The sequence below is a fragment of the Psychrobacter sp. CX90 genome (assembly GCF_057396305.2).
Genome location: NZ_CM182008.1, coordinates 2,897,254 through 2,920,843, shown reverse-complemented (window position 1 = coordinate 2,920,843; position 23,590 = coordinate 2,897,254). Strand labels below are relative to the sequence as shown.

Below are 23,590 nucleotides of genomic sequence, written 5' to 3'. Positions count from 1 at the left end.
AGCGTCCCCTAGTGGCCTAGTGGCCTAGTGGCCTAGTGGCCTAGTGGCCTAGTGGATTAAAAATAATTTAAATATCCCACTCAACGAAATTCTTTAGCAGTTGTAATCCGTCGTTGTGGCTTTTTTCGGGGTGAAACTGGGTCGCAAATAGGTTGTCTTTAATGACGCTGGCACAAAATGGCTGACCATAATCACAGACAGCAGCGGTTACTGAGGTGTCTTCAGGATCGCAGTAGTAGCTATGCACGAAGTAAAAATGAGCGTGCTCGTCAATACCCTGCCATAATGGGTGTGATAAATCCATGCCTGATATGGTATTCCAGCCCATATGCGGGATCTTAATCGTCTTGCCTTGCTCGTCCACCCATGCCGCCTCAAATTTTTTGACTTGACCTGAGATAATATCGAGACATTGGGTGCGCTCAAACTCTAAAGACTCGGTAAATAGTGCTTGCATACCGACGCAAATCGCCATCACAGGCTTGTTAAATACAGCGTCACGTACCACGTCATCAATACCCTGCGCTCGCATTTCGGCCATACAATCTCGCATGGCACCAACTCCGGGGAAGACAATCTTGTCAGCGGATTGGATAACGTCATGGTCATTGGTTATAGACACGTCAGCGCCAACGGCAGATAAAGCTTTGCTGGCAGAGTGTAGGTTGCCCATACCATAGTCGAGTAGTGCAATTTTGGTCATATTACAAAGCTTCTTTGGTTGACGGAAGTGTGTTGAGTGCCCGTTCATCATATTCACAAGCCATGCGTAGAGCACGAGCGAACGCCTTAAACGTACTTTCGATTTGATGATGACTGTTGACGCCTTTAAGATTGTCTAGATGTACCGTCATCCAAGCATGATTGACAAAACCAAAGAAGAATTCACTGAATAAATCCACATCAAATTTACCGACATAAGCTCGGGTAAACGGAATGTCCATATGTAAACCCGGACGTCCTGAGATATCAACAACCGCTCGTGATAAAGACTCATCAAGCGGCGCATAAAAGTGTCCGTAACGGCGAATGCCCTTTTTATCACCTAACGCCTTAGCAAAGGCCTGACCTAGGGTAATACCCGTATCTTCAACACTATGATGATCATCAATATCGACATCACCTTTACAACTAATATCTAAATCAAATAATCCGTGACGCTTTATTTGGTCAAGCATATGGTCTAAAAAAGGGACACCCGTATCAATATTGCCTTGACCCGTGCCGTCAAGATTAACCGTTACACTGATTTTAGTCTCGGCGGTATCACGGGTAACACTGGCTATGCGTGCTGGACGCTCGGCTGGGTTCGGACTGATTGGAGTAGTCATGGCGTATTGGCTCACTAATAATTGGCTTATTTATCGAAGTTTATAACAATAAAGAGTCTGTTTTTAACAGCAATGTCATGATAATAGCAAAGGTACTGAATTTAAGCCATATTCACACACTACCCAATAGTAATGTTTGCTAAAATATTGCTATTCATTTAATTAAACGAACAGCAAGTACGAAAACTAATTATCTAGTGATCCCTGTCGCTATAAGTCGAGAGAAAAAATGCCATTAGAAGCCGTTGCAATTCATTCATTTGATGCTACCCTTATGCGTGAAACAAAGCACGAGGGCGAATTACGTGAGCGTATTACTAATTTATATGCCTCGAAAAATAACAATAGTCGTTCTCCTCAAAACTACCCTGACGACATAATGCAGGTATTTGAAAATGCTTTTAAACGGGGTGGGCTGATGTATGTAGGCATGTTTAATGACAAGCCCATTGCGGTGGTTGGCTGCTTTGACGACGGGCAAACCGATACCAAACGTCTGCAATATATGGCCATTCACCCTGAAAATGTGAATCGTGGCATTGACGCAAAATTTATTAAACTGGTTTATGACAAAGAGGTAAAAAAGGGTGTGCGCCAGTTTATGCCTGTTGATGAAACCATCCATCGCATCATGAGTGATTATGAATTATTGCGAGTCAAAAGTTAAACACTTATTTTGACTATATTTTAAATAACACTTGACACAATAGAAAATATTTAGTTTAATAGCGACCTCATAAAGACGGCTCGATAGCTCAGTTGGTAGAGCAAAGGATTGAAAATCCTTGTGTCGGCAGTTCGATTCTGCCTCGAGCCACCATCTTTATGCCGAATATTATGTTATACGAAAAACCCTCAAGCTAAAGTTAGTTTGAGGGTTTTTTTATGGTTTGAGTGGTAGTTTTCTTATTATCAAGTTTGCTTGAGTTCAGTGGGCGTGGGTTCAGGTTCAGTTTGTTTTATTGCCATTAAACTCTAATTACCGCTCACATTGCTGTATTGCCCTAACCACCAGTCAATCGTTGAAGAAAATACCAGTGTATCCGTTCACTCGTCAGTCTTATTATTTTTTAATAATTAAGCTTATCTTAATACTACTCATAACGTTACAGAGTCCATATGTTGCTGTGTTTTGATAACGTTTATACTGGCGTTAAATTCTAAACTTAACTCCTATCTTACTTATCCTATGCCTATGCCTATGCGTGAATTTGACTACAGCCTAGATTATAAGAACCTAAACCTTCGTGAACATCCCGAACTTTACCGTGTGGGCCGTGGTGAACAAGGGGTGCTACTCGTTGAGCCGTATAAATCAGAAATTCTGCCGCATTGGCGTTTTGCGACCCCTGATGTGGCGCAAGAAAGCAGCAATATTATTTATCAGATGTTTTTGGATTACTTAGTTAATAACGACTTTGTGGGTGCAGATATGGCGCGCAAGTTTATCCAAATGGGCTATACTCGGGCACGCCGTTATGCCAATCACAAAGGCGGTAAGAAATATAAAGGCCCAGTGCCTGACGATAAAAAAGGCCAAAGCGGTGCGCATGGCCGAGAAGAGTTACCGCGTCAAGAGGAGGATTCCGTTAAGGCTGAATCCGCACGTATCTTTAAGGAAAAATGGGATTTATGCCGAGAGAATAAAACCTATCTTGCTATGAAAAAAGCACACCGTGATAAGTATAAAGACATTGAATAGTTTTCGAGAACTAACAGCACCCCACCTTTTTACCAAAAAATATGTCTCGAAAATCATGCTATAAAAATGACTTTATACAAGAAGCCCTGTATAAAAAGCTGATTTATATAAAGACATCCTTAAAAAATAATAACACTTTGAGGCATTTATGACCCCTTTAAAAAAACAACTCCTTATCTTTGACTTTGATGGTACTTTGATAGATAGCGTGCCTGATTTGGCGGATGCCGTAAATGATATGCTGACCACACTTGGCAAAGAGACCTACTCCATAGACGTTATCCGCAATTGGGTCGGTAATGGCTCACGTCTACTGGTAGAACGTGCACTAGTTGGCGATATTAATGTCGCTCAAGGGCAATTAACTGAAGATGAGGCTGCCTATGCTGAGTCTGTTTTCTTTGAGGCTTATACCAAAATTAGTGGTAGCAAAACAGTCGCCTATCCTGATGTAGACTCAGGACTTAAACAGTTAAAAGAGGCTGGATTTATACTGGCTTTAGTAACCAATAAGCCCATTCGCTTTGTGCCTAAAATTTTGCAGTCTTTTGGGTGGCAAATGCTATTTGATGAGGTATTGGGTGGCGATAGTCTATCCACTAAGAAGCCTGACCCCGCCCCCTTGCTACATGTCTGTAAATCCTTAAACGTCGGACCTGAGCAAACAGTAATGATTGGCGACTCAAAAAACGATATATTAGCAGGGCAAAACGCCAACATTGATACTTTGGGACTGTCTTACGGGTATAATTATGGTCAAGATATTCGTGACTTTAACCCAACTGAGGCATTTAATGACTTTCAAAGCTTGGTAGATTGGATAATTAGACACTATTCTTAACTTTGGTTATAGCCTCCTTTTAAAACAAACCCTCTAGGCCACATTATGACTCACAGACCCCCTGCCGACCTGTTAGATAAAGCCCAGACATGGCGTGAAGACATTGCATTTACTCAAGATGTTCTGGGTACACCTATGCACTTTACCACCACGTGGGGCATATTTTCGCCCGAAAAACTAGATGCAGGCAGCTTAATGCTACTTGATTATGTGGACTTTCAAACCGATGACGACTCAATTGATTTGGGCTGTGGGTATGGCGTGTTAGGGATGACAGCAGCCAGAGAATGCCCACAAGGTCAACACACCCTTATAGACAAAGACTTTATGGCGGTAGACTATGCACGCCGTAATTGTGTAAAGAATGGCCTTAACAATGTTGATGTTCATTTATCCAATGGTTTTAACCACGTTGACCCGAACAAAGACTTTAGCCTAGTCCTGTCTAACCTGCCCGCCAAAGTTGGTAAAGAGCAACATTATTTGTACTTACTAGACGCCTACAGCAAATTGCGCACAGGTGGGCGCTTCTATGTGGTCACTATTAATGGTTTACGTCAATTTATGAAGCGTGCATTTACCGAAGTATTTGGTAATGCTGATAAAGTAAAGCAAGGCAAGACATATACCATTACTCGCGCCATTAAGGAGTAAATTAAGAAGTACATCCTCTCCACGAATAACAAAAGCCCTCCTTTCAATCCAAAGGAGGGCTTTGTCGGCTTTGATTTAGCTATTTTGGTTGAGTGAGCTTTACTATAGTCAAAGAAGTCTAAAATGGTTACAAGGCAACCGAGTGCAAGTACTACTGGAGTAGGCTTAACGAGGTTAACGCCGTAACCGTTTAGTAGTTCGCTGACTATATAACGTTATTGCTGCCGTTTAATCAGATAAAAGCCTAATAAAGTACTGCCTATTATAGGAAGTATGACCATAAGCAAGGGTGATACCCCTGTCGCCAATGAGATAAATCCAGTTAGATCCTGTATATAGCTAAACAGCAACCCGAATAGTAACGCCACCACAATGCGTAACCCGAGACTGTGCGTGCGTAGTGATCCAAATACGAAAGAACAAGCAACAATCACTAGCGAGAGAATAGCAAAAGGCGACAAAAGTTTTTGCCAAAATGCCAACTCATGTTCAAGCGAGCGGGTGCCTTGCGAGGCATTAAAACGCTTGTGTGCATAAAGCTGCGTTAGTGATAAGTCCTCAGCACGGCGAGTCAGCAAGTACACTGAGCTTGGTGCAATTGGTAGCGAAATAATATCGCTTAGCGCATTTTTCTGAGCGACTAGAGGCTCTTTATTTAGCACAATTGCTGCAGACTGTTTTGCATTGCTAATTGTACGAGCTGTGTCCGTATTCGCTATATTAGGCTGAACTGAGCTATCGACTGCCTCAAGTGTTTCTGGCGACTTAATCGCTGCTCTGTCGGCAAGCTCAAGCGTCGAGACATCATTGAGTTGCCATTGATATTGAGCCAATTTTCTATTAGCATCATTAGACTGTTTTGAATGTTTTGACTGTTTTTCAGAATTCTCTATAGCATTGTTTTTAGCATCAGGTAAGTAAGTGCCACCACTGGCTTTGGAGACAAAGGTTAGATTATTATTGCCATCTAAATGCCAGCGCTTTACTTCGCCAATATTACCATTAGCATCCGCATAATCTATAAATACGATAGTACTACCCAATGCCCTGCCAGCTAAGGCGTCGCCAATTGATGGCTCAACCTTGTCCTCTGCTTCCTTATTAGGCGTATCAGTATTAGGCGTGTCAGTCTGTAAAAAGTCTGTTTGTAAGGTCCAATAGCCATTCACAGACGCTAATAGCTTTGTATCAGGCTCATGAATCTTATTAGCCATTAGATTGGTGTGCGGTAAGACATACTGGTTTACTGCGAGTGCCACTACCACAAATATAAATGCTGGTTGTAACACCCATGCCACGATACGATAAATACTGACGCCCGCTGACCGCATGACTATAAGTTCAGAGTTATTTGCAAGTAATCCTAACCCCACTACCGCCCCTAATAACGCACCGGTGGGTATGAATTGCTCTAAAAAATATGGCGAACGATAGAGGATGTATTTTAATGCATCGATATAAGTATAAGTGTCAGAAAAATTCTCAAGCTCTGCTAAATAAGAGAAAACCACTTGCAAGCCCCAAAGGCCTAAAACCGCAAACAACATGGCAAATAAGGCATTTTTTTTGACGTAGCGAGACAGTATTTTGCTAGGCTTTGCTGAGCCAGCCTTTGCAGTGTGTCGTGTAACACGACTAGTTGCACTCATGACTGCCCTCCCGTCGTCTCGTCATTACTCGTGATGTCATTATTCTTGGTATCATTATTCTTGGTGTTATTGATTTGTTTGTCGTTATCATTTTTATGCTTGGGTAGCTTGTCGGATAGGTTGTGACGATGGGTTCTTTGACCTAAACCAAAACGCACCCTATGATGAATACGACTAGCCCAGTTGAGGTAAAGCGCCAAAATCATAAAGGCAACAATAACCAAAGGATACATCCACACGGAAAGACTACCTTTAGCCACCGACGTTTTAAGAGACATAATGACCAAAGCGCAGCTGGTATAAATGATGATAGAAGGTAATAAACGCAACCAGCGCCCCTGTCTTGGCCTTACTTGCGCCAAAGGCACCGCCAACATAGGGGCAATAATTATCAGCCAAGGCAGAGATAAACGATAGCCCAACTCCGCTTGAGCAGGGAGCATTTGCTGCTGTGAACTTCTCTGATCTTGTCGACCAGCCTCAGCAGCTGTCGTCTCATCGGCAGGCGCTATTAGTGGCAAGGAGGCTTGACCAGTTGCTGCTTGCCATAACACTGGAAGCGACTGCGTAGCCACATTATCATCAGTAACTGTATCTGAGGGCGGCTTATTGAGACTAATCCGATAACGCTCAAAACTCACTTGGTTATAAACCAAACTATCTGCACCAATCTCATAACGTCGGCCTTGATACAGATCAAGCTGAGTTTTACTACTGTCATCTGCGCCTTGTACTTGCTTAGCGCGCTTGGCTAATACAATCGTATCTCTCGTACCCGCTTTATTCGTCTTATTGGTTAGTTTTGTATTGGCAACGTCTGATTGAGGCACCTTTAATTTAGTATTATCGAGTGTCGCACCGTTTAGTTGTTCTTCAACGGATGTGACAGGGTTAGGAATAGCTGAAATGGCATTATCCACTCCCTCCTGTGATGTGGCAGTTGCCGTATTACTCGTTGCGTTATCTCCCTCTTCTACAATGCTTTTAGCAGCAGTAACCTTTGATACTGATGCTGATATTGCTGCATTCTGATTAGCGTCTTGGGTACGGCTGGCTTCCGAGCCGGCATTTTGAGCCTCGTCAGCTGTTTGTATCAGTATCACATCTTGCAACTCAGTTCTGTCTTCATTCATACCGCCTACATACAGATGATAGTCCTCACTATTGATAAATGTCTGCGGACGAATTAAATCAAAAGCACTGGTAAGTGCTTGTTGCTGCCAGATCGTTTCGGATTGCTTGACACCCCACGGCTTAGCATATAAAGACAGACCTGCTTCTAAAACAAATAAACAAATAATAAGCGGTGTGGTTAATCTGGCAAGCCGCCCACGTGATACGCCACTTGCATTTAGCACTGCCATTTCATGATCAACGTAAAGTCTACCAAACACCAACATTAAACCAATAAAAAAGGATAATGGCAGTATCAGTTCAAGAAAATAAGGCAGATTGTAGCCAATAATGGAAAACAACAAGCCAACGTCAAGACGACCCTCAGCGGCAATACCAAAATAGCGAATCATACGCCCGCCAAGTAAGAGCACTACTAAAAACCCTAGCACCAGTGCGGTCGTTGAGGCAATTTGTCGGGTCATATATCGGCGTAAAATCACAGGAACACTCGAATCATAAATTAATCAATCATTTAAAGTAGATAATATAAACTAAATATAGCTGCTGAACAGTAGCATGATATCAATATAGGTGCTTATCCTAGCACGTTTTTATTGTGATAGTGCAGTCCACAATGATGGCTGAGCCTCAACAAGGCCTATCTCAATATGTTAAACTAAGCAGCCTAAGAGATATCTTTAAGTAACCTTCAGGTAGCCATTAAATCGCATATAATCAGTAGTAAAGAGTTAGTTAATAATAAGCATTCCGTAGCAAACGGCTAAGTAAACATAAACTAAACAATAAGTAAGCAAACCTAATAAGACAAACAGTAGTCAATTATTGTATATAGAACGTATAACGCCCTCATTTAACAGTTAGTAAATAAACAATAAGGAATAATTATGAGCTTAACATTATCTCTCACCAGCACTTTACCCAAAGCTACAACAAAGAAACGTTTAAAAAAATCCGTATCGGTTGACACACACTCACAATGTTTGATTGTCTTTGTTGACGAGAATACTCAAATACTCGGCAGTGATAAGGGCATTCTTGATGCTTATCAAAGCCGCATTACAGATTTAATAGCAGCTTCAGGCTTTAAAGGCAAACTGGGCGATACGGTGGCCGACTTTGCATTAGGCTCTGATGCTAAAAATGCACCATTACAGCTATTGCTGGTTGGTGTGGGCAAACTTGAGAAATTAAGTACTAGCAATATACAAAAAGTAGCCAGTGCCGTTTATAACAATACGCATAAGCGTGTTAGTAGCTTAACGATTGCTCTAGGTAATGCTTTAACAGAAGATCAATCACAGCAATTTGCACTAGAGCTATTAAACGCAAGCTACCGCTTTGATAAGTATAAGTCTGAAAAAACAGAATCAAAACTAACCGAAGTGACACTGGTGTCTAATAGTATAGAGCAAACCACATTAGATTATGCCACCGCTGTATACCATGGTCAGTCTTTAACTCGTGATCTAGCAAACGAGCCAGGCAATATCTGCTTCCCTGTTTACATCGCTGAGCAAGCGCAAGAGTTGGCTAAGGCATATCCTGACTTATTAAAAGTAACCGTACTTGGCGAAAGCGAGATGGACAAGCTAGGTATGAATTGTTTTTTAGCTGTGTCTAAAGGGTCAGAGCGTGAAGGACAGTTGGTTATTTTAGAATATCAAGGTAAATCCAAGCTTGATACTGACTCAAGCCGGAGTTCAAGCCTAGCTAATACCTTAACCACTAACCTAAAAGTTGTGGCTGATAAATTACCAACTAAATCTGCTAAAGGAAAATCTAAAAAAGCAACAAGCAAAGCTGAATTAACTAATAATACAGATGCACCTATCGTATTGGTTGGCAAAGGCGTGACTTTTGATACTGGCGGCATTTCACTCAAGCCGGGCGCTGGTATGGATGAAATGAAATTTGATATGGGCGGTGCCGCATCCGTAATTGGCACAATCAAGGCACTTTGTGAAGCCCGATTGCCAATCAATGTGATTGGTGCGCTTGCCTGTGCCGAAAATATGCCTGCAGGTAATGCCACTCGTCCAGGCGACATTGTCACTGCCATGAATGGTAAAACGGTTGAAATTCTAAATACCGATGCCGAAGGCCGCTTGGTACTGTGCGATACGCTGTGCTACGTGCAGCGCTACAATCCAAGCGCTATTATTGATGTAGCGACATTAACAGGAGCGTGCGTTATTGCCTTAGGTCATGTGCGCTCAGCCGTCTATAGCAATGATGAAGATGTCCTATTTGACCTTGAAAATGCCAGTGCTCAATCAGGTGATTTAATTTGGCATATGCCTATGGATGATGACTATCAGTCTCAACTTGATTCGCCATTTGCAGATATACAAAACATTGGCGGTCGTCCCGCTGGCTCAATTACTGCCGCTTGCTTCTTATCTCGTTTTATTGAAGACGGTCAAGCTTGGGCACATCTCGACGTAGCAGGCACCGCGTGGAAATCTGGTAAAGAAAAAGCGGCAACAGGTCGGCCTGTACCATTATTTATGCAGTATCTAAAAAACAAGGCTACTAAATAACTGACCTTTCTTTAGAAGTGTCCTCATTTAGATTATTAGGCTAAAAATAAAATAGATTCTCATCAAACACGAATGATTTCGAAGAAAATATAACCCGATTAGCTAGAAATTAGACGCAGTTTGATGGGAATATAGCCATTTTTAGCCCCTAAATGTTGGTTCTTGTTAATGAGGGCACGCCTTAATTAGACATAAAAAAGAAAGGCCAATATTGAGTAAGCATTGAGTAAAAAATTATGCAAATTAGCTTTTATGTTTTAGGCGAGCGTTATGTGGTTCATGACGACGCTGCTAAGTCCACTGCTTCAGCTGTCAATGCTGAGGCAGTGCTCAATTTTGTATGTAAACTTACCCAGACCATACTCAAAAAAAGCGAACACAGTATGGTCATTGTTGATGACAACAGCGAGCGCCTACAGCAACTTGATAAACGACTCTGGGAATTTGATCCTACTGGCTTTATTCCGCATCACTTAATTCAATCACAATCAGACCCAGCCAACCACTCTTTATCTTCCAAAACAGAGGGTAGCACGCACCCTATAGACCCTAAAGCTACTACTACAAAAACATTGCAGGCCTCAATGTTGAAAGCGCCCGTCAGTCTTGTATCAACATTGCCTCAGGGCTTTGATGGTGTGGTGCTTAATCTTGCAGCAACAGCGTTATCCTTACCAAATAATGATGGCGTTATACCTGAACGCATTCTAGAAATCATTACCCCAGATGACACCAGCAAACAACAGGGTCGAGACAAATACAGATACTATCGTAACCTTGGTTATGAGCTAATTTATTACCCCATTGATTAAACCCATTATATTTTTAGCTTGCCCTAAGGCTCAAGATTTGTATAATCAACGCACTTAATTGGCTATTAGTGAGACTTTTAGCGGCCATACCAGTATAGGGCAAGGTAATTCTAAACCGATACCCTGTTACCCTCGCTTGTTGTCACTGGCCCTTTAAGCAGCATGCTATTATTTTAATAACGTTTACATTTTTCGCAAGGTTTAACCCAACCACTAACCTCGACATTACTCACCAACAGCTTTGTTGTTGACCTATCAAGTTTTCGGAGCGCTCATGAAAGCAATCATTACTATGTATCAACGCATTGGGCTTGTACCCCTGATTATTATTGGGCTGGTGCTCGGTATCTTGATCGGGTGGTTACTGCCTTCTTTAGCACTATCTCTTGGGCTGCTTGGCACCTTGTTTGTCGGTGCGTTAAAAGCGGTGGCACCTATCTTAGTATTTATATTGGTTATGGCTGCCATCTCTCAACATCAAATTGGTGGCAAAGTTTACGTCAAGCCAGTACTTATTATGTATATTTTTGGCACATTTTTGGCCGCGCTCACAGCCGTTACTGCCAGCTTTATATTCCCTACCGAGTTGGTATTAATTCAAAGTACTATTGAACAAGTGCCACCTGCTAGTTTGAAAGAAGTACTGACTACACTACTCATGAACTTGGTTGCCAACCCAGTTAACGCTATTGCTAACGCCAACTATATGGGTATATTAGCATGGGCATTAGTGATTGGTTTTGCCCTACGTCAGGCATCTGCTAGCACCATTACTATGGTGGGCGACTTAGCTGAAGCCATCTCTAAGGTGGTTAAAATCGTTATTGCGTTTGCACCGCTTGGTATCTTGGGTTTAGTTGCTAATACGGTAGCCGAGACAGGCTTTGCAGCGTTAGCAAGTTATGCCCGTATTCTTGCTGTGCTAGTCGGCTCTATGCTATTTATCGCTTTGGTTGTTAACCCCATTATTGTGGCCATTAAGACGGGTAAAAATCCGTATCCACTGGTATTTACTTGCTTACGAGAATCAGGTATTACGGCTTTTTTCACGCGCAGCTCAGCCGCTAATATTCCTGTCAACATGAACTTAGCTAAAAAACTTGGGCTACATGAAGATACCTATTCAGTGACACTACCCTTAGGTGCCACCATAAACATGGCCGGTGCGGCCATTACTATTAACGTATTAACCTTAGCTGCTGCGCATACTATGGGCATTGAGGTTAGCTTTGGCTCAGCAATGCTACTTAGTATTGTTGCTACTGTCAGTGCTTGCGGCGCCTCTGGGGTAGCAGGTGGCTCATTACTGCTTATTCCACTGGCGTGTAGCTTATTTAGTATTCCAAATGATATTGCTATGCAAGTGGTTGCGATTGGTTTTATTATTGGTGTGGTTCAGGATTCCGCTGAAACCGCATTAAACTCATCAACTGACGTATTATTTACCGCAGCTGCTGATCCGAAATATGCTCGTAATGCGTAAGTCACTTTAGGTTTTATTAAGCCGTTTCTGATATGAATTAAAGCCCTTGTCGATAGTCACGACAAGGGCTTTAATGTCTCTGAGCTGAGATGCGCATCCCTATCCAAAGAACATACCAAACAACCACAGAAACCCATTAATTGCGGCAATGCCAGCCACCATGCTGACTAATAACTGGCGGCTAACATGGTAAATCAATAACACGATCAACAAAGCACCAATTTGCGCCAGCAATAACTGCAGCTCGGCACTCCCAATTCGGGTTCCGATAGACAAGTCTTGGTAAGAGAGGCTGGTCAAAATGAGTAGCGTCATGACCGAGAGCGGTAGGCTTTCATTGAGGCGATGCAACCACGGTGTATCGAGTATTTTTTTGGGTATCAATGCAGGGGTAGCACGAATAATAAAGGTTACGGCAGCCATTGCAAGGGTAGCAAATAGCAGATAACTATTGGTCATTATTGTCTCCTAACCCGCTATGCTGTGTCATTAGACCACGCGCTAAAATCACTAACATACAGAATGTGATTGCCACTAATAACACCCATTTACTCGTAAAAATTGACGCTATTGCTAAGGCAACCACAGCAATGGCAATTGGGAAATAACGTTTGATACTTTGAAACTGCTCATAAGCCAAAATGGCAAATAAGCAAACCAAGGCAAAATCTAAGTGGGGAACAAGGTCATTAAGCGTACTGCCTATCATGACCCCAATTGCCGATGCGAGCACCCACCAACTCTGATTAAAAAAACTCACAGGTAATATTAATGCGCGGCGTTGCTCCGCAGGTAAGCTGGTCAGCAGTGAAAATGTTTCATCAGTGAGCGCAAATAAACAGTAAGTTTTGGCGAATGTATTGGTCGGTAAATATTTTAAAAGGGGCATACCATAAAAGACATGACGCAGATTAATTGCGGCAATATTGGTGGCAATGTTGCCAATAGGCAAGCCGGCACTTAGCATAGGTAAGCAGGCATATTGCGCTGCACCTGCATAAAGCACAACGCTCAGCATGATGGTCGCCCATATAGGAACACCTGCAACCTGTGCGAGTACGCCAAACGCAATACCAGCTGGCAGATAGCCCATTGCCACTGGCATGCTTTTTGTGAAGCCCTCTACCCACTTATGCTCAGAGTATTGTTGATCAGAGTCCGTATCCACGTAGTTCCTTGACAGTATTCGATATTTTAAAATATTTGAAAAAAGTGAGGGGTATCATGTATACGAGTTACTACAGCAATAAAAGAGTGATGCCATTGCCATGGCAAACTACCACATTAAGTCATCTGGAATGACATAGCTCGCATAAGGATCATCATCGGCAAGCGTCTCATCTGACTTGTCATTAGACACAACAATAAAGCCTTCCATTTTTGTATTGATACGCTCTGCTAACGGTCTTGGCAAGAGAGCATAACCTGACTCCATACGTGCAATAGCCACATGTCCCGCTACGATTTGATCATATAACTTTTGGGTAATATAAATTTTCTTAATTTTTGAGTCATCGACAAATTGATATTCAACATCACCTTGGGTTTCAGTAATCTGATGCTGTTTTATCATCTGTACCACATTCGCTCTGAGCGTTTTCTGCTCTAGGGCTTGTTGTCTTTGTTCATTTAGCCGCTGGTCTTTCTCAAGTTTTTTGGCTTGAGCGTCTGCCACTGCTTTTTTTACCGCAGTCACTGAAGCATCACCTGTACGTTTCGCATGTTGAGTTTGTTTGCTTAGTTTTTTGGCTTTTTTACTATCGACCAATCCCGCTTTTAGCAGCTGCGCCTGTAGGGCATTTTTTGCCATAATCAAGTTACCTAAATAACCCCTTAATAACTATCAATTTATTAAGAGTGAGTGTGTTAAGAGTTAATGTATAAGAATCAGTTTCCTAAGAATTACTTTTGAACGAAGCTAAAAATTAGCTCATAACCTTGAACAATATACAGTAGCAAATTTTGCTAGGCTATATAGCAAATTAAGCAAAACGAATGCTGCTCAAAGACTTAATTGGTTGGTTTTGTTGCGTTTGGCCGTTTTTGGCACACTCAATGTAAATGACTGTCAATAAGCATACACCCTAATAAATCGAGACTTTAATCCACTTAGAAAAAAGTCTCATAACCCTTTCAAGTCCTTAACATTTATTTACCTGTTGGGAAGCTATGATTCTGCAACTGCTATTTTTTATCCCAGTCTGCATCAATGATGTCAGTCATCTGGTTTTGTGCTTCCCATTGACGTTTAAACTGCCTTAACTGCTCAACTTCATTTAATAACTCTAGTATCAATCCAATAGCAGGGACACTGGCATCAAAGTCTCGGCTTAAACGTGACGCACGGCGCACCGTAGCAAGCTGATATCCTGTGAATTTTTTTACATTTGGTACATCATATTCAATGACGTTTTCTTCAATTAGCTCCATAACCCACTTTGGCTCCTGACCACAAGCAGCAATGAGCTCATCTAACGTTAAGATAATATCGGTAAATTCAGTAGAATTTTGCATAGTGCATATCCTTTTATTCTTACAGGTCTTAGCTTAGTTTGTGATGCAGTCTATTTACTCATCTAAAACGACTAAGAACGCCTCATTAACGTTTTATTGTTGTACCCGCAAAGCTTGTTTTTAACGCTTTAAACATCTCTTTTTGGCCTTCAGTGGTAATGGGAGGGTTGACGATGTTTAAGGTCAAATATAAGTCTCCTGCTTGTTTTGCAGGTATGCCTTTGCCTTTTATACGTAAATGACTTCCTGACTTACTATTTTCTGGAATGGATACTCCCAGCGTGCCGGCTGGCGTCTCCACGTTTATCTTCTCGCCTAAAGCGGCTTCCCACGGGGTTATGTTTACGGTTTGATACACATCAGCACCTTCTAATCGAATATTATCTGGATGATCTATGGTTACTTTTAAGAAAAGGTCTCCATTTTTGCCACCACCAAGGCTAGCCGCCCCTTGACCACTCAGTCGAATCTGCTTGCCTTCAGTAATACCTTTGGGGATTTTTATTTTTAAGGTTTTTTGTTCTTGAGTCACGCTACCGTTTGCTTGGCGTCTGGGTACATTGAGCTTAATACTATAGTCATCCCCACTATAGACAGAGTCGAGCGTAACGGTAATTTCTGCATGCTGATCTTGCCCAGATGCTGCACTGGCATCCTCAAACCCATCTCCAAAATAATCAAAACCTGACTGACGAGCGTTTCTATTAGATGATTGAGAGGCGCCCCCACCGAACGCTGAAAAAATATCGTCAAATCGAAAGCTGCCACTACCAAAAGGAGCACCTTCGCCAAACTGATCTTTAATATCTTCCCACCTAAAACCACCTTGACTTGCATCACCCGTGCTTCCAAACCCACCTGAGAAGCCGCCGTGACCGCCAAATGGACTTGACTCGAGGGCATCATATTCGGCACGCTTTTCCTTATCCGTTAACGTTTCATAGGCGTTATTAATTTCAGCAATTTTCTCATCAGCATCAGGCAAATCACTGACATCAGGATGATACTTGCGTACCAGTTTACGATAGGCCTTTTTGATTTCTTTTGCATCTGCATCTTTGCTGACGCCTAAAATATCGTAATAGCTTTTTTCTGCCATAGTTATGTCCTTTATCGACGAATACTTATTCTCTAGTAACTTTATTATTAGGGCTTCTGGGCGAAATTAAAGTCATTTTACCCGCCCACTGCTCAGCCTTCCTTCTCTTCAAGCTCGCTCATTGCAATCAGTAGCGCTTCTTCAAAGGTATCCTGCTGTTGTAGTAAGGTTTTCTGTTTATCCAAGAGCATTAAAAGTTCGTCCTTACGAGCATCATCATATAGCCCAGTATCGGCCAGTTTTTCCTCTAACGCTACTAAACCATTGGCTATTTTCTCTAATTCTTGTTCGGTCGCCTCAATGCGTTTGCGAATAGGCGCCGTCAGCTTTCTTTGCTCAGCAGCAAGCTTTCGTTTTTCTTCTTTAGTTAGCGGACTAGCGCCAGAATCACTTTCTTTTTTTGCGGCCTTAGCCCTTTTTTCTGAGGCAATTTTTGCCGCTAGATCTTCAGCAGCGGTAGCAGCTTTGGCATCCTTTATCTCTTTCGCCGCCTCTTTGGCTTCAGACTTGCGCTGTTCAGATAGCCATTTCCCGTAGTCAGATACATCACCGGTAAACTCATTAAGCTGACCATCATGCACCAAATATAGCTCATCACACACATTTGCAATCAACTCACGATCATGCGAAACCAGTACCACAGCCCCAGCAAACCCTTGCAATGCCATCGTTAATGCTTGTCGCATTTGTAAGTCTAAATGGTTGGTTGGCTCATCCAGCACCAACACGTTCGGCTTTTGCCAAACAATAAGCGCCAAGGTTAAGCGTGCACGTTCCCCACCTGAAAACAGCTTACTGGGCGTATCAATGCGGTCTCCCTTAAAATCAAAGCTACCCAAAAATGAGCGCAGCTGTGGATCAGGCGTTTTACCTGCCAAACGGCGTAACATAATCATTGGGGTAGCTTCAGCGTCCAAACTATCCATTTGATGCTGGTTAAAGTAACCAATATCAAGGGTATCAGACGTTTTGTAGGTTCCTGTTAAAGGCTCTAAATGGCCAACTAAAGCTTTAATTAGGGTGGATTTACCTGCCCCATTCATACCCAATAAGCCAATACGTGTGTCTGGCGTAATTTGCAAACTGACATTTTGAACAATGACTGAATCGCCATAACCAATATCTGCTGACTTTAGCGATATCAATGGCGAACTCATGTGCTTCGGTTCATAAAATTGAAAGCTAAATGGGTTATCCGCCATAACAGGCGATAAATCAGCCATACGTTCCAACTGTTTCAATCGACTTTGTGCTTGCTTAGCTTTTGACGCTTTTGCCCGAAAACGGCGCACAAAGTCCTCAAGGTGGGCTCGGGTGGTTTCTTGCTTCTCAAAGGCTTGTTGTTGCTGAGCCAAACGCTCACTACGCGTCCTTATAAACTGAGAGTAGTTACCTGTATAGAGCGTTATTTTCTGATTCTCGACGTGTAATATAAATCCAATAGTGGCATCCAAAAACGTCTGATCATGTGAGATAAGCAGCACCGTGCCATCAAACTTTGCAATCCACTCCTCTAACCATAAAATCGCATCTAAATCTAAATGGTTGGTTGGCTCATCAAGCAATAATAAATCCGCACGACTCATCAGTGTTTTTGCTAAATTAAGCCGCATACGCCAGCCGCCAGAGAAGTCATTGACAGGCAAGTTGTGCTGATTGGTCTTGAAACCAAGGCCAGACATAATTTGGGCAGCTGTAGTAGGCGTGCGATAGCCATCAATATCGTCAAAGCGTTGGTATAAATGTGCCAACTCATTATCGCTAAGAGTATCAGGACTCATCATCTTGCCATTTAACTCGTACCACTCTCTATCGCCACTTAAGACGTAATCGATGGCTGGTTGATCACTGCCTTCAACTTCTTGCGCCATATGCGCCACATCCCAACCACTTGGAATGCTAACATTACCAGCATCTACAGTTAGCTCATCTTCACTATGCTCGCCCATATAGGTTAACAATACACCAAATAAGGTAGACTTTCCTGTTCCATTATTGCCCGTCAATCCTACTTTTTGACCTGGGTGAATTTGAAATGTGGCATCTGAAAATAAAACTCGACCGTCTCGACGGACACTAACTTGGTTAAACTCAATCATGTTTATAAATCGCTTTAATCGTTTTATTGGTGAATATTAAGGATAATAAGGGTAATTTTGCTAAGACTTGGCTGCGCTAGGTAACTTCTATTTATTTGCCTAACAATTTTTTGCTGAACATTATTGATAAAGCCCTACAATACTGTCATTTTAGGTAACAGTATATCGAGTTAGTTGTTAACGTGCTGTTGAAAATCAAGCATTATGCCTCATTATGCTATACTGAGTAACCCAGAATTAAATAGCTTTAGAAGTTGTTAAGTCCATATGTCTTAAGGTATTAAGCCTTACTAATAGTATGGAATTTACGTAAAATGATGAATAACTTCATTTAACCTTAAGTGCAAGTTTTACGCTTCGCGAGGATAATATGACACCAACGATTACATTAACAGACAGTGCTGCAAAAAAAGTGCGTAAATTACGTGATGAAGAAGGCGACAATAATCTAATGCTACGAGTGTACGTCACTGGTGGCGGTTGCTCTGGCTTCTCTTATGGGTTTAACTTTGCAGATGAGGTGGGAGAAGATGATGCTAGCTTTGAAAATGAGGATGTTACCTTACTGGTTGACTCTTTAAGTTATCAGTATTTAGAAGGATCAACAGTGGATTATACTGAAGGCCTTGAAGGAGCGCGCTTTATCGTTAGTAATCCAAATGCTACCACGACGTGTGGTTGTGGGTCATCTTTCTCAATTTAACCGATTTAAGTTAAAAAGTGTCAATAAAAATCATAGCACTGGCATTAAGTCCAATATAAACCTCAAGTTCATTATATCATCCATCTACCTAACCTAATGTGACGTCTAACTTTCATTCCTAAACAACTCTGTATAAAATAGCCACTACACATCCTATTTAATATTTTGTAGGGGCTATTTTATCTCTAGTATTGCCTATCTTACAATGATTTGACGGACTTTGGTAAATGCGCATGATTTTTTTAGGGGTTTGAGCTACACTAATTTAATCGTTTAAAGACCCTATTTAAGATCATAAAAAGACATCTCTATACCGAAATAGCCAAAAAAAGAGATTAAAAAAACATCCCCAAACCGATGTGTTAAAACGACTTTGAGATTATTGTATGAGTGACGTAAAAAGCCCAAAAAACCAATGCCCTCTGCCTTCTTGGTTAACCAGCCAACATCTAGCCGGGATGTTACGAGGCATTGAAAAAGAAGGTTTACGGATGCAACCCGATGGTTATCTTGCACAAACGCCTCATCCTCAGTCTCTAGGCTCTAAGCTAACCCATCCACACATCACTACCGACTATTCTGAAAGCCTACTTGAGCTAATTACATCGCCCAAATCTACCGTTACAGAAACACTAAAAATGTTGAGTGATTTGCATGTTCTGGTATATCAATCTCTAGAAGAAGGTGAGCTGATGTGGCCATTATCTATGCCCTGCATGCTTTCCTCAGATGACGATGACATTCCCCTAGCTGATTATGGTAGCTCAAATGTCGGCAAATTAAAAACTCTCTATCGCAATGGGCTTGGCGTGCGTTATGGTCGCCGTATGCAAACCATAGCGGGGCTACATTATAATCTATCCTTTAGCGATGATTTATTTTCTGCTTGGCGAAATAATTCGCCTAATATAGAGCAGCAAACCTCGCTAACTGACTTTAAAAACACAAAATATTTAGGGCTTATTCGTAACTTTAAACGGATGAGCAGCTTAGTGCTCTATTTGACGGGTGCGAGCCCTTCAGTGTGTCCTTGTTTTTTGGCAGGACGTGACCACGACTTAACGCTATTAAATAAAGCCACTTATTATAAACCTCATGCGACAAGTTTGCGTATGGGTAAGCTTGGCTATACCAACAGTGTGCAAGACCAATTAGATATCCGTTACAACTCATTGCCTGAGTATGTCAAAGGTCTACAAAGTGCTGTCAATACGCCATTTAAAGGCTTTAGCAATCTTGGTATTGATGACAAAGATGGCAATCCGATTCAAATTAATGATCACATTTTACAAATTGAAAACGAATACTACAGCCCAATCAGGCCAAAACAAATTACTGAGTCTGGAGAAACCCCAAGTCATGCCTTACAAACTCGTGGCATCGCCTATGTGGAGTTTAGAGCAGTTGATTTAGATCCTTATAGCAATATTGGTATTCGTTTATCAACGGCCTGCTTCTTAGAGGTGTTGGCTCTATACTGTCTGCTATCAGATTCTCCAGAATTGATGCCTGAAGAAAACGCTTTGCTAGCGGATAACCAAGAGCTGGTCGTTAATCATGGCCGTCAGCCAGATTTAAAAATTAACACGATAGAAGGCGAAATAAGCTTCCATTCGTGGATGCAAGATCACTTAGAAGCCATGCTACCGTATGCCTCCCTGCTAGATACGCAATATGGTGGTAATAATTACCGTGTTGCAGTGACCCTGATGCTGGGCAAAGCTGCCTATCCAAAGGCCACGCTATCAGCGCAGGTTATTGCGGATACCAAAGAGCTGGGGAGCACGTGGAAGTTGGGTCAACTCCTCGCTCAACAGCACCGTGATACCCTGATGGATAAAACATTGAGTCCAAAAACCCGTGCGAACTACGAAGTGCTGGCTGAGAAATCTTGGATACAACAGCGAGATATCGAGCAAAGTGACACACAGTCCTTTTATGATTATATTCAACAGTATCGCTAAGCGCTATTGGCTTTTAACTATTAGGAATACTTAGTATGCAGCGTCTTTTATCCTATCGAGGTCTAAATTTTACTTTAGTATTTTTTGCCTGTATAGGCATGGCGTTTGCCATCGTCTTCTTACAAAACTTCAAAGGTTTAGCGCCCTGCCCTCTTTGTATATTTCAGCGTATTGGTCTTATGGTAATGGGGCTTTTTGCCCTTATAGCGTTCACTTTAAATCCAAAAAGAACAGGGCTACGTATATTGCTTTGGATAGGATCTATGGCAGGTATTTTGTGGTCAACTGGTGTAGCCGCTCGTCATGTCTGGCTCCAGCACCTACCTCCTGATCAAGTGCCCTCATGTGGTCCAGGCTTAGATTATTGGCTAGACGCCCTGCCTATGCAAGAAGTTATTAACCAAGTCCTAGCAGGCTCTGGCGAATGCGCTACTATTGATTGGCAGTTTCTAGGAATGAGTATTCCTGAGCAGTCTCTGATTTTTTTCAGCTTTCTTCTTATCATGAACGTATTATTACTAAAGCGTATTTTACAAAATCGCCCCTTTTCTTTTTCCTAATCCTAATACGCGTAGTACTAATTACGATAAGACCGAAAATTTTTTAACACCACCCTTAACGATATCGATATATATAGTCGAAGCCAGATAAAAAAGGTACAAGGCAACCGATGATAAGCACTACCATTGTAGGCTTAATGAAGTTAACAGCATCACTGTTTATCTTGCATTTGGCTATCACTAAATTTAGCACATAAGAGGTTTCATGCACGTTCATATTTTAGGTATTTGTGGCACATTCATGGGTTCACTGGCATTACTAGCCCGTGACTTGGGGCATACCGTAACCGGCTCAGATACTGGTATTTACCCACCAATGTCCACCCAACTTGAGCGTGCCGGGGTGACCATTCAAGAAGGGTATCCTGCTACCCATCTACAGCCAGCACCAGATCTTGTAATTGTTGGAAATGCTATGAAACGCGGCATTGAGGCGGTTGAGTATATGCTTAATGCGGGCATTCCTTATACCTCAGGCCCACAATTTTTGTCTGAACATGTGCTACAAAAACGCCATGTATTAGCCGTTGCTGGTACGCACGGGAAAACCACTACAACCACAATGTTGGCTTGGATATTACAATATTGTGGCATTGATACAGGCTTCTTAATTGGTGGTGTGCCCTTAGTCGATAGCGATGACGAAAGGCTGTCTAGAGCATTTGCGCATAGTAGCTATTTAGGCGCAGAAAGTTTAGGCACAGGCAATACTGACAGTAAGCGTGGCTATTTCGTGATCGAGGCGGATGAATATGACTCTGCTTTTTTCGATAAGCGCTCTAAGTTTGTTCACTATCGCCCCCGTACTGCGATTTTAAACAACCTTGAGTTTGACCATGCCGATATTTTTAAAGATTTAGACGCCATTCAAACTCAATTTCATCACATGATTCGCATGATACCAAGTGATGGCCAAATCATTATGCCCGCTGCAACGCCAAGCCTAGAAGCGACTATTGATAAAGGATGTTGGACGCCGATCTGGCGTACTCAAATTGTGGATAGCAATAACTCACCTGATAGCTCAGTTAATACAGTTATTAATGATAGCCCCATTAGCCAGTGGCAAGCTCAGTTAATTCGTGATGATGGCAGCCAATTTAAAATCACGTTTAACCCAGCAGAGGGCAGTATGGCCAGCGGCGACGTTAACTGGGGTATGAGCGGACGCCATAATGTTGAAAATGCTATGGTTGCGGTGGCAGCAGCAGTGGATGTCGGTATTTCTGTTGAAGATGCGTGCCATGCTTTATCACAGTTTGCAGGTATTAAGCGGCGTATGGAGTTGATTGGCGACTTTGAGGTAACTCATGATTCTCAAACGTCTTCAACACAAGTTCGCATCTATGATGACTTTGCCCATCATCCGACAGCCATTACCACTACGTTAGATGGTGCAAAAAAGAAGCTAAAACTTTCAAAAATATGGGCCATTATAGAGCCGAGAAGTAATACCATGAAACTTGGTGTGCACAAGGATAGTTTAGCGGCATCTGCTATGCTTGCTGATGAGGTTATATGGTATGAGCCTGCTGGCTTAGAGTGGGGATTAAAAGACGTTATCAACATGGCCTCTGGTATAAACAATACACAACATGTTATGAATGATACGCAGCAGATTATAGACTACCTTACAGCTAAAGTTGGTACATCAGGGCAAGATGAGGCGATTATTATCATGTCTAATGGTGGTTTTGAAAATATCCATCAAAGAATGATAGAAGCTTTTTAAGGGTTAATTATGTAGAAGAGCTCCAATAGCGATTAACCTCTGTTAAAGGTCTTATACTCGTCTTATGAAAGTAAACTCATGTTAATAACACAGTTCACCCTATTATAAGCTGTCAATTCTACTAAGTTAGACTAAAGAGATCAAAATAGCTGATAAATTAAGGGGTAGTTAACACATCTTAATAATTTAAAAAAATAAACTTATATCTTATCTGTGTTTCAACGTGTCAATCAAAGTGTCAATGTACACAATTTAATACAAAGTATACATTCCAATAAACAAAATTAGCCAATTGGTATCGATTTTTTTTATTTTATCACATACGATGTACATGAATAACAATTAAGGCTTATCTCTTTATGAGAATATTGCATACTATAAACATTGATATAAATAAATATATTTAAGTGATAACATATATAAATTATATAAATAAGGATACGACATGATTTGGACAGTTATTGTAGGATTGGTAGCAGGTTTATTAGCTCGAGCGATTAAACCTGGTAACGATGCAATGGGATGGATTATGACCATCATTCTTGGTATTGCAGGGGCTTTTGTCGGTGGTTTCATTGCAAGCGCCCTTGGTTTCAATGCGGATGGCGGATTCATGGGTCTGGCTTTTTCAGTAATTGGTGCGATTATTCTATTGTTTATATATGAGTTATTGATGAGCAAACGTTAATAACTTTATTTATGGTTAGATTTATGGTTAGCGATTGTTAACTATGTTTAGTGTTTACTTACTTAGAGAGATCTATATTGTT

The 23,590-nt window shown here is 41.7% G+C and carries 22 protein-coding genes and 1 tRNA gene; 13 read left to right on the top strand and 10 right to left on the bottom strand.

The window, feature by feature from the left end:
- Positions 1–67: 67 nt before the first annotated feature.
- Both hisH and hisB read right to left on the bottom strand, forming a co-directional pair.
- Positions 68–703, bottom strand: a complete 636-nt coding sequence (hisH, locus tag AC2SLN_RS11645) for an imidazole glycerol phosphate synthase subunit HisH (protein ID WP_486550138.1) — start codon at positions 701–703, stop codon at positions 68–70.
- Between the two features lies 1 nt (position 704).
- Positions 705–1,331, bottom strand: coding sequence for an imidazoleglycerol-phosphate dehydratase HisB (gene hisB / locus AC2SLN_RS11640; protein WP_486550136.1), 627 nt, complete (start codon positions 1,329–1,331; stop codon positions 705–707).
- A gap of 229 nt (positions 1,332–1,560) precedes the next feature.
- Here hisB and AC2SLN_RS11635 point away from each other — a divergent pair, with 229 nt between their 5' ends.
- The 5 genes from AC2SLN_RS11635 (at position 1,561) to AC2SLN_RS11615 (ending at position 4,528) form a co-directional block, all read left to right on the top strand.
- The gene (locus AC2SLN_RS11635) at positions 1,561–1,998 is read left to right on the top strand and encodes a hypothetical protein (protein ID WP_486550134.1); all 438 of its coding nucleotides are present in this window, start codon (positions 1,561–1,563) and stop codon (positions 1,996–1,998) included.
- 77 nt (positions 1,999–2,075) lie between these two features.
- Positions 2,076–2,151 (top strand) — tRNA-Phe (locus AC2SLN_RS11630).
- A 381-nt stretch (positions 2,152–2,532) separates the two neighbouring features.
- Positions 2,533–3,033, top strand: a complete 501-nt coding sequence (locus AC2SLN_RS11625; protein ID WP_486550132.1) for a DUF4385 domain-containing protein — start codon at positions 2,533–2,535, stop codon at positions 3,031–3,033.
- Between the two features lie 148 nt (positions 3,034–3,181).
- Positions 3,182–3,874, top strand: coding sequence for a phosphoglycolate phosphatase (locus tag AC2SLN_RS11620; RefSeq protein ID WP_486550130.1), 693 nt, complete (start codon positions 3,182–3,184; stop codon positions 3,872–3,874).
- Positions 3,875–3,919: 45 nt separating this feature from the next.
- A complete protein-coding gene (locus AC2SLN_RS11615) occupies positions 3,920–4,528 on the top strand; it encodes a class I SAM-dependent methyltransferase (RefSeq protein ID WP_486550128.1) in 609 nt (202 codons plus the stop codon).
- Positions 4,529–4,743: 215 nt separating this feature from the next.
- On the opposite strand, the gene AC2SLN_RS11610 is transcribed toward AC2SLN_RS11615, so the two are convergent.
- Positions 4,744–6,177: an LptF/LptG family permease gene (locus AC2SLN_RS11610; protein ID WP_486550126.1), complete on the bottom strand. Its 1,434-nt coding sequence runs from the start codon at positions 6,175–6,177 to the stop codon at positions 4,744–4,746.
- Positions 6,174–7,775: an LptF/LptG family permease gene (locus tag AC2SLN_RS11605; protein ID WP_486550125.1), complete on the bottom strand. Its 1,602-nt coding sequence runs from the start codon at positions 7,773–7,775 to the stop codon at positions 6,174–6,176. The genes AC2SLN_RS11610 and AC2SLN_RS11605 overlap by 4 nt, the downstream gene beginning before the upstream one ends.
- Before the next feature lie 423 nt (positions 7,776–8,198).
- On the opposite strand from AC2SLN_RS11605, the gene AC2SLN_RS11600 reads away from it, so the two are divergent.
- The 3 genes from AC2SLN_RS11600 to sstT all read left to right on the top strand — a co-directional run bounded on the left by AC2SLN_RS11600 (position 8,199) and on the right by sstT (position 12,149).
- On the top strand, positions 8,199–9,854 hold the full coding sequence (locus tag AC2SLN_RS11600) for a leucyl aminopeptidase (RefSeq protein WP_486550123.1): 1,656 nt from the start codon (positions 8,199–8,201) through the stop codon (positions 9,852–9,854).
- Positions 9,855–10,090: 236 nt separating this feature from the next.
- Positions 10,091–10,666 carry a DNA polymerase III subunit chi gene (locus AC2SLN_RS11595; protein ID WP_486550122.1) on the top strand — a complete coding sequence of 192 codons (576 nt, stop codon included), beginning with the start codon at positions 10,091–10,093 and terminating at the stop codon, positions 10,664–10,666.
- A 274-nt stretch (positions 10,667–10,940) separates the two neighbouring features.
- On the top strand, positions 10,941–12,149 hold the full coding sequence (gene sstT, locus AC2SLN_RS11590; protein ID WP_486550121.1) for a serine/threonine transporter SstT: 1,209 nt from the start codon (positions 10,941–10,943) through the stop codon (positions 12,147–12,149).
- A gap of 99 nt (positions 12,150–12,248) precedes the next feature.
- On the opposite strand, the gene AC2SLN_RS11585 is transcribed toward sstT, so the two are convergent.
- The 6 genes from AC2SLN_RS11585 to AC2SLN_RS11560 all read right to left on the bottom strand — a co-directional run bounded on the left by AC2SLN_RS11585 (position 12,249) and on the right by AC2SLN_RS11560 (position 17,861).
- On the bottom strand, positions 12,249–12,608 hold the full coding sequence (locus tag AC2SLN_RS11585; protein ID WP_486550120.1) for an AzlD domain-containing protein: 360 nt from the start codon (positions 12,606–12,608) through the stop codon (positions 12,249–12,251).
- Positions 12,598–13,242 (bottom strand): AzlC family ABC transporter permease, encoded by a 645-nt coding sequence (locus AC2SLN_RS11580; RefSeq protein ID WP_486550218.1) that lies wholly within the window; start codon positions 13,240–13,242, stop codon positions 12,598–12,600. The genes AC2SLN_RS11585 and AC2SLN_RS11580 overlap by 11 nt, the downstream gene beginning before the upstream one ends.
- A gap of 183 nt (positions 13,243–13,425) precedes the next feature.
- Entirely contained in the window at positions 13,426–13,959 is a 534-nt protein-coding gene (locus AC2SLN_RS11575; protein WP_486550119.1) for a DUF2058 domain-containing protein, read from the bottom strand.
- A gap of 374 nt (positions 13,960–14,333) precedes the next feature.
- The gene (locus AC2SLN_RS11570) at positions 14,334–14,663 is read right to left on the bottom strand and encodes a chaperone modulator CbpM (protein ID WP_486550117.1); all 330 of its coding nucleotides are present in this window, start codon (positions 14,661–14,663) and stop codon (positions 14,334–14,336) included.
- Positions 14,664–14,748: 85 nt separating this feature from the next.
- Positions 14,749–15,762, bottom strand: a complete 1,014-nt coding sequence (locus AC2SLN_RS11565) for a DnaJ C-terminal domain-containing protein (protein ID WP_486550115.1) — start codon at positions 15,760–15,762, stop codon at positions 14,749–14,751.
- A gap of 92 nt (positions 15,763–15,854) precedes the next feature.
- Positions 15,855–17,861, bottom strand: coding sequence for an ABC-F family ATP-binding cassette domain-containing protein (locus tag AC2SLN_RS11560; protein WP_486550114.1), 2,007 nt, complete (start codon positions 17,859–17,861; stop codon positions 15,855–15,857).
- Positions 17,862–18,231: 370 nt separating this feature from the next.
- Here AC2SLN_RS11560 and erpA point away from each other — a divergent pair, with 370 nt between their 5' ends.
- From erpA to AC2SLN_RS11535, 5 genes are all read left to right on the top strand, one after another.
- Entirely contained in the window at positions 18,232–18,564 is a 333-nt protein-coding gene (erpA, locus tag AC2SLN_RS11555) for an iron-sulfur cluster insertion protein ErpA (protein ID WP_486530683.1), read from the top strand.
- 386 nt (positions 18,565–18,950) lie between these two features.
- The gene (gshA, locus tag AC2SLN_RS11550) at positions 18,951–20,528 is read left to right on the top strand and encodes a glutamate--cysteine ligase (RefSeq protein WP_486550113.1); all 1,578 of its coding nucleotides are present in this window, start codon (positions 18,951–18,953) and stop codon (positions 20,526–20,528) included.
- A gap of 35 nt (positions 20,529–20,563) precedes the next feature.
- Positions 20,564–21,088 (top strand): disulfide bond formation protein B, encoded by a 525-nt coding sequence (locus AC2SLN_RS11545; protein WP_486550111.1) that lies wholly within the window; start codon positions 20,564–20,566, stop codon positions 21,086–21,088.
- Positions 21,089–21,293: 205 nt separating this feature from the next.
- Positions 21,294–22,820 (top strand): UDP-N-acetylmuramate:L-alanyl-gamma-D-glutamyl-meso-diaminopimelate ligase, encoded by a 1,527-nt coding sequence (gene mpl / locus AC2SLN_RS11540; protein ID WP_486550110.1) that lies wholly within the window; start codon positions 21,294–21,296, stop codon positions 22,818–22,820.
- Between the two features lie 445 nt (positions 22,821–23,265).
- Positions 23,266–23,508, top strand: coding sequence for a GlsB/YeaQ/YmgE family stress response membrane protein (locus AC2SLN_RS11535; RefSeq protein ID WP_486530687.1), 243 nt, complete (start codon positions 23,266–23,268; stop codon positions 23,506–23,508).
- Positions 23,509–23,590 lie beyond the last annotated feature (82 nt).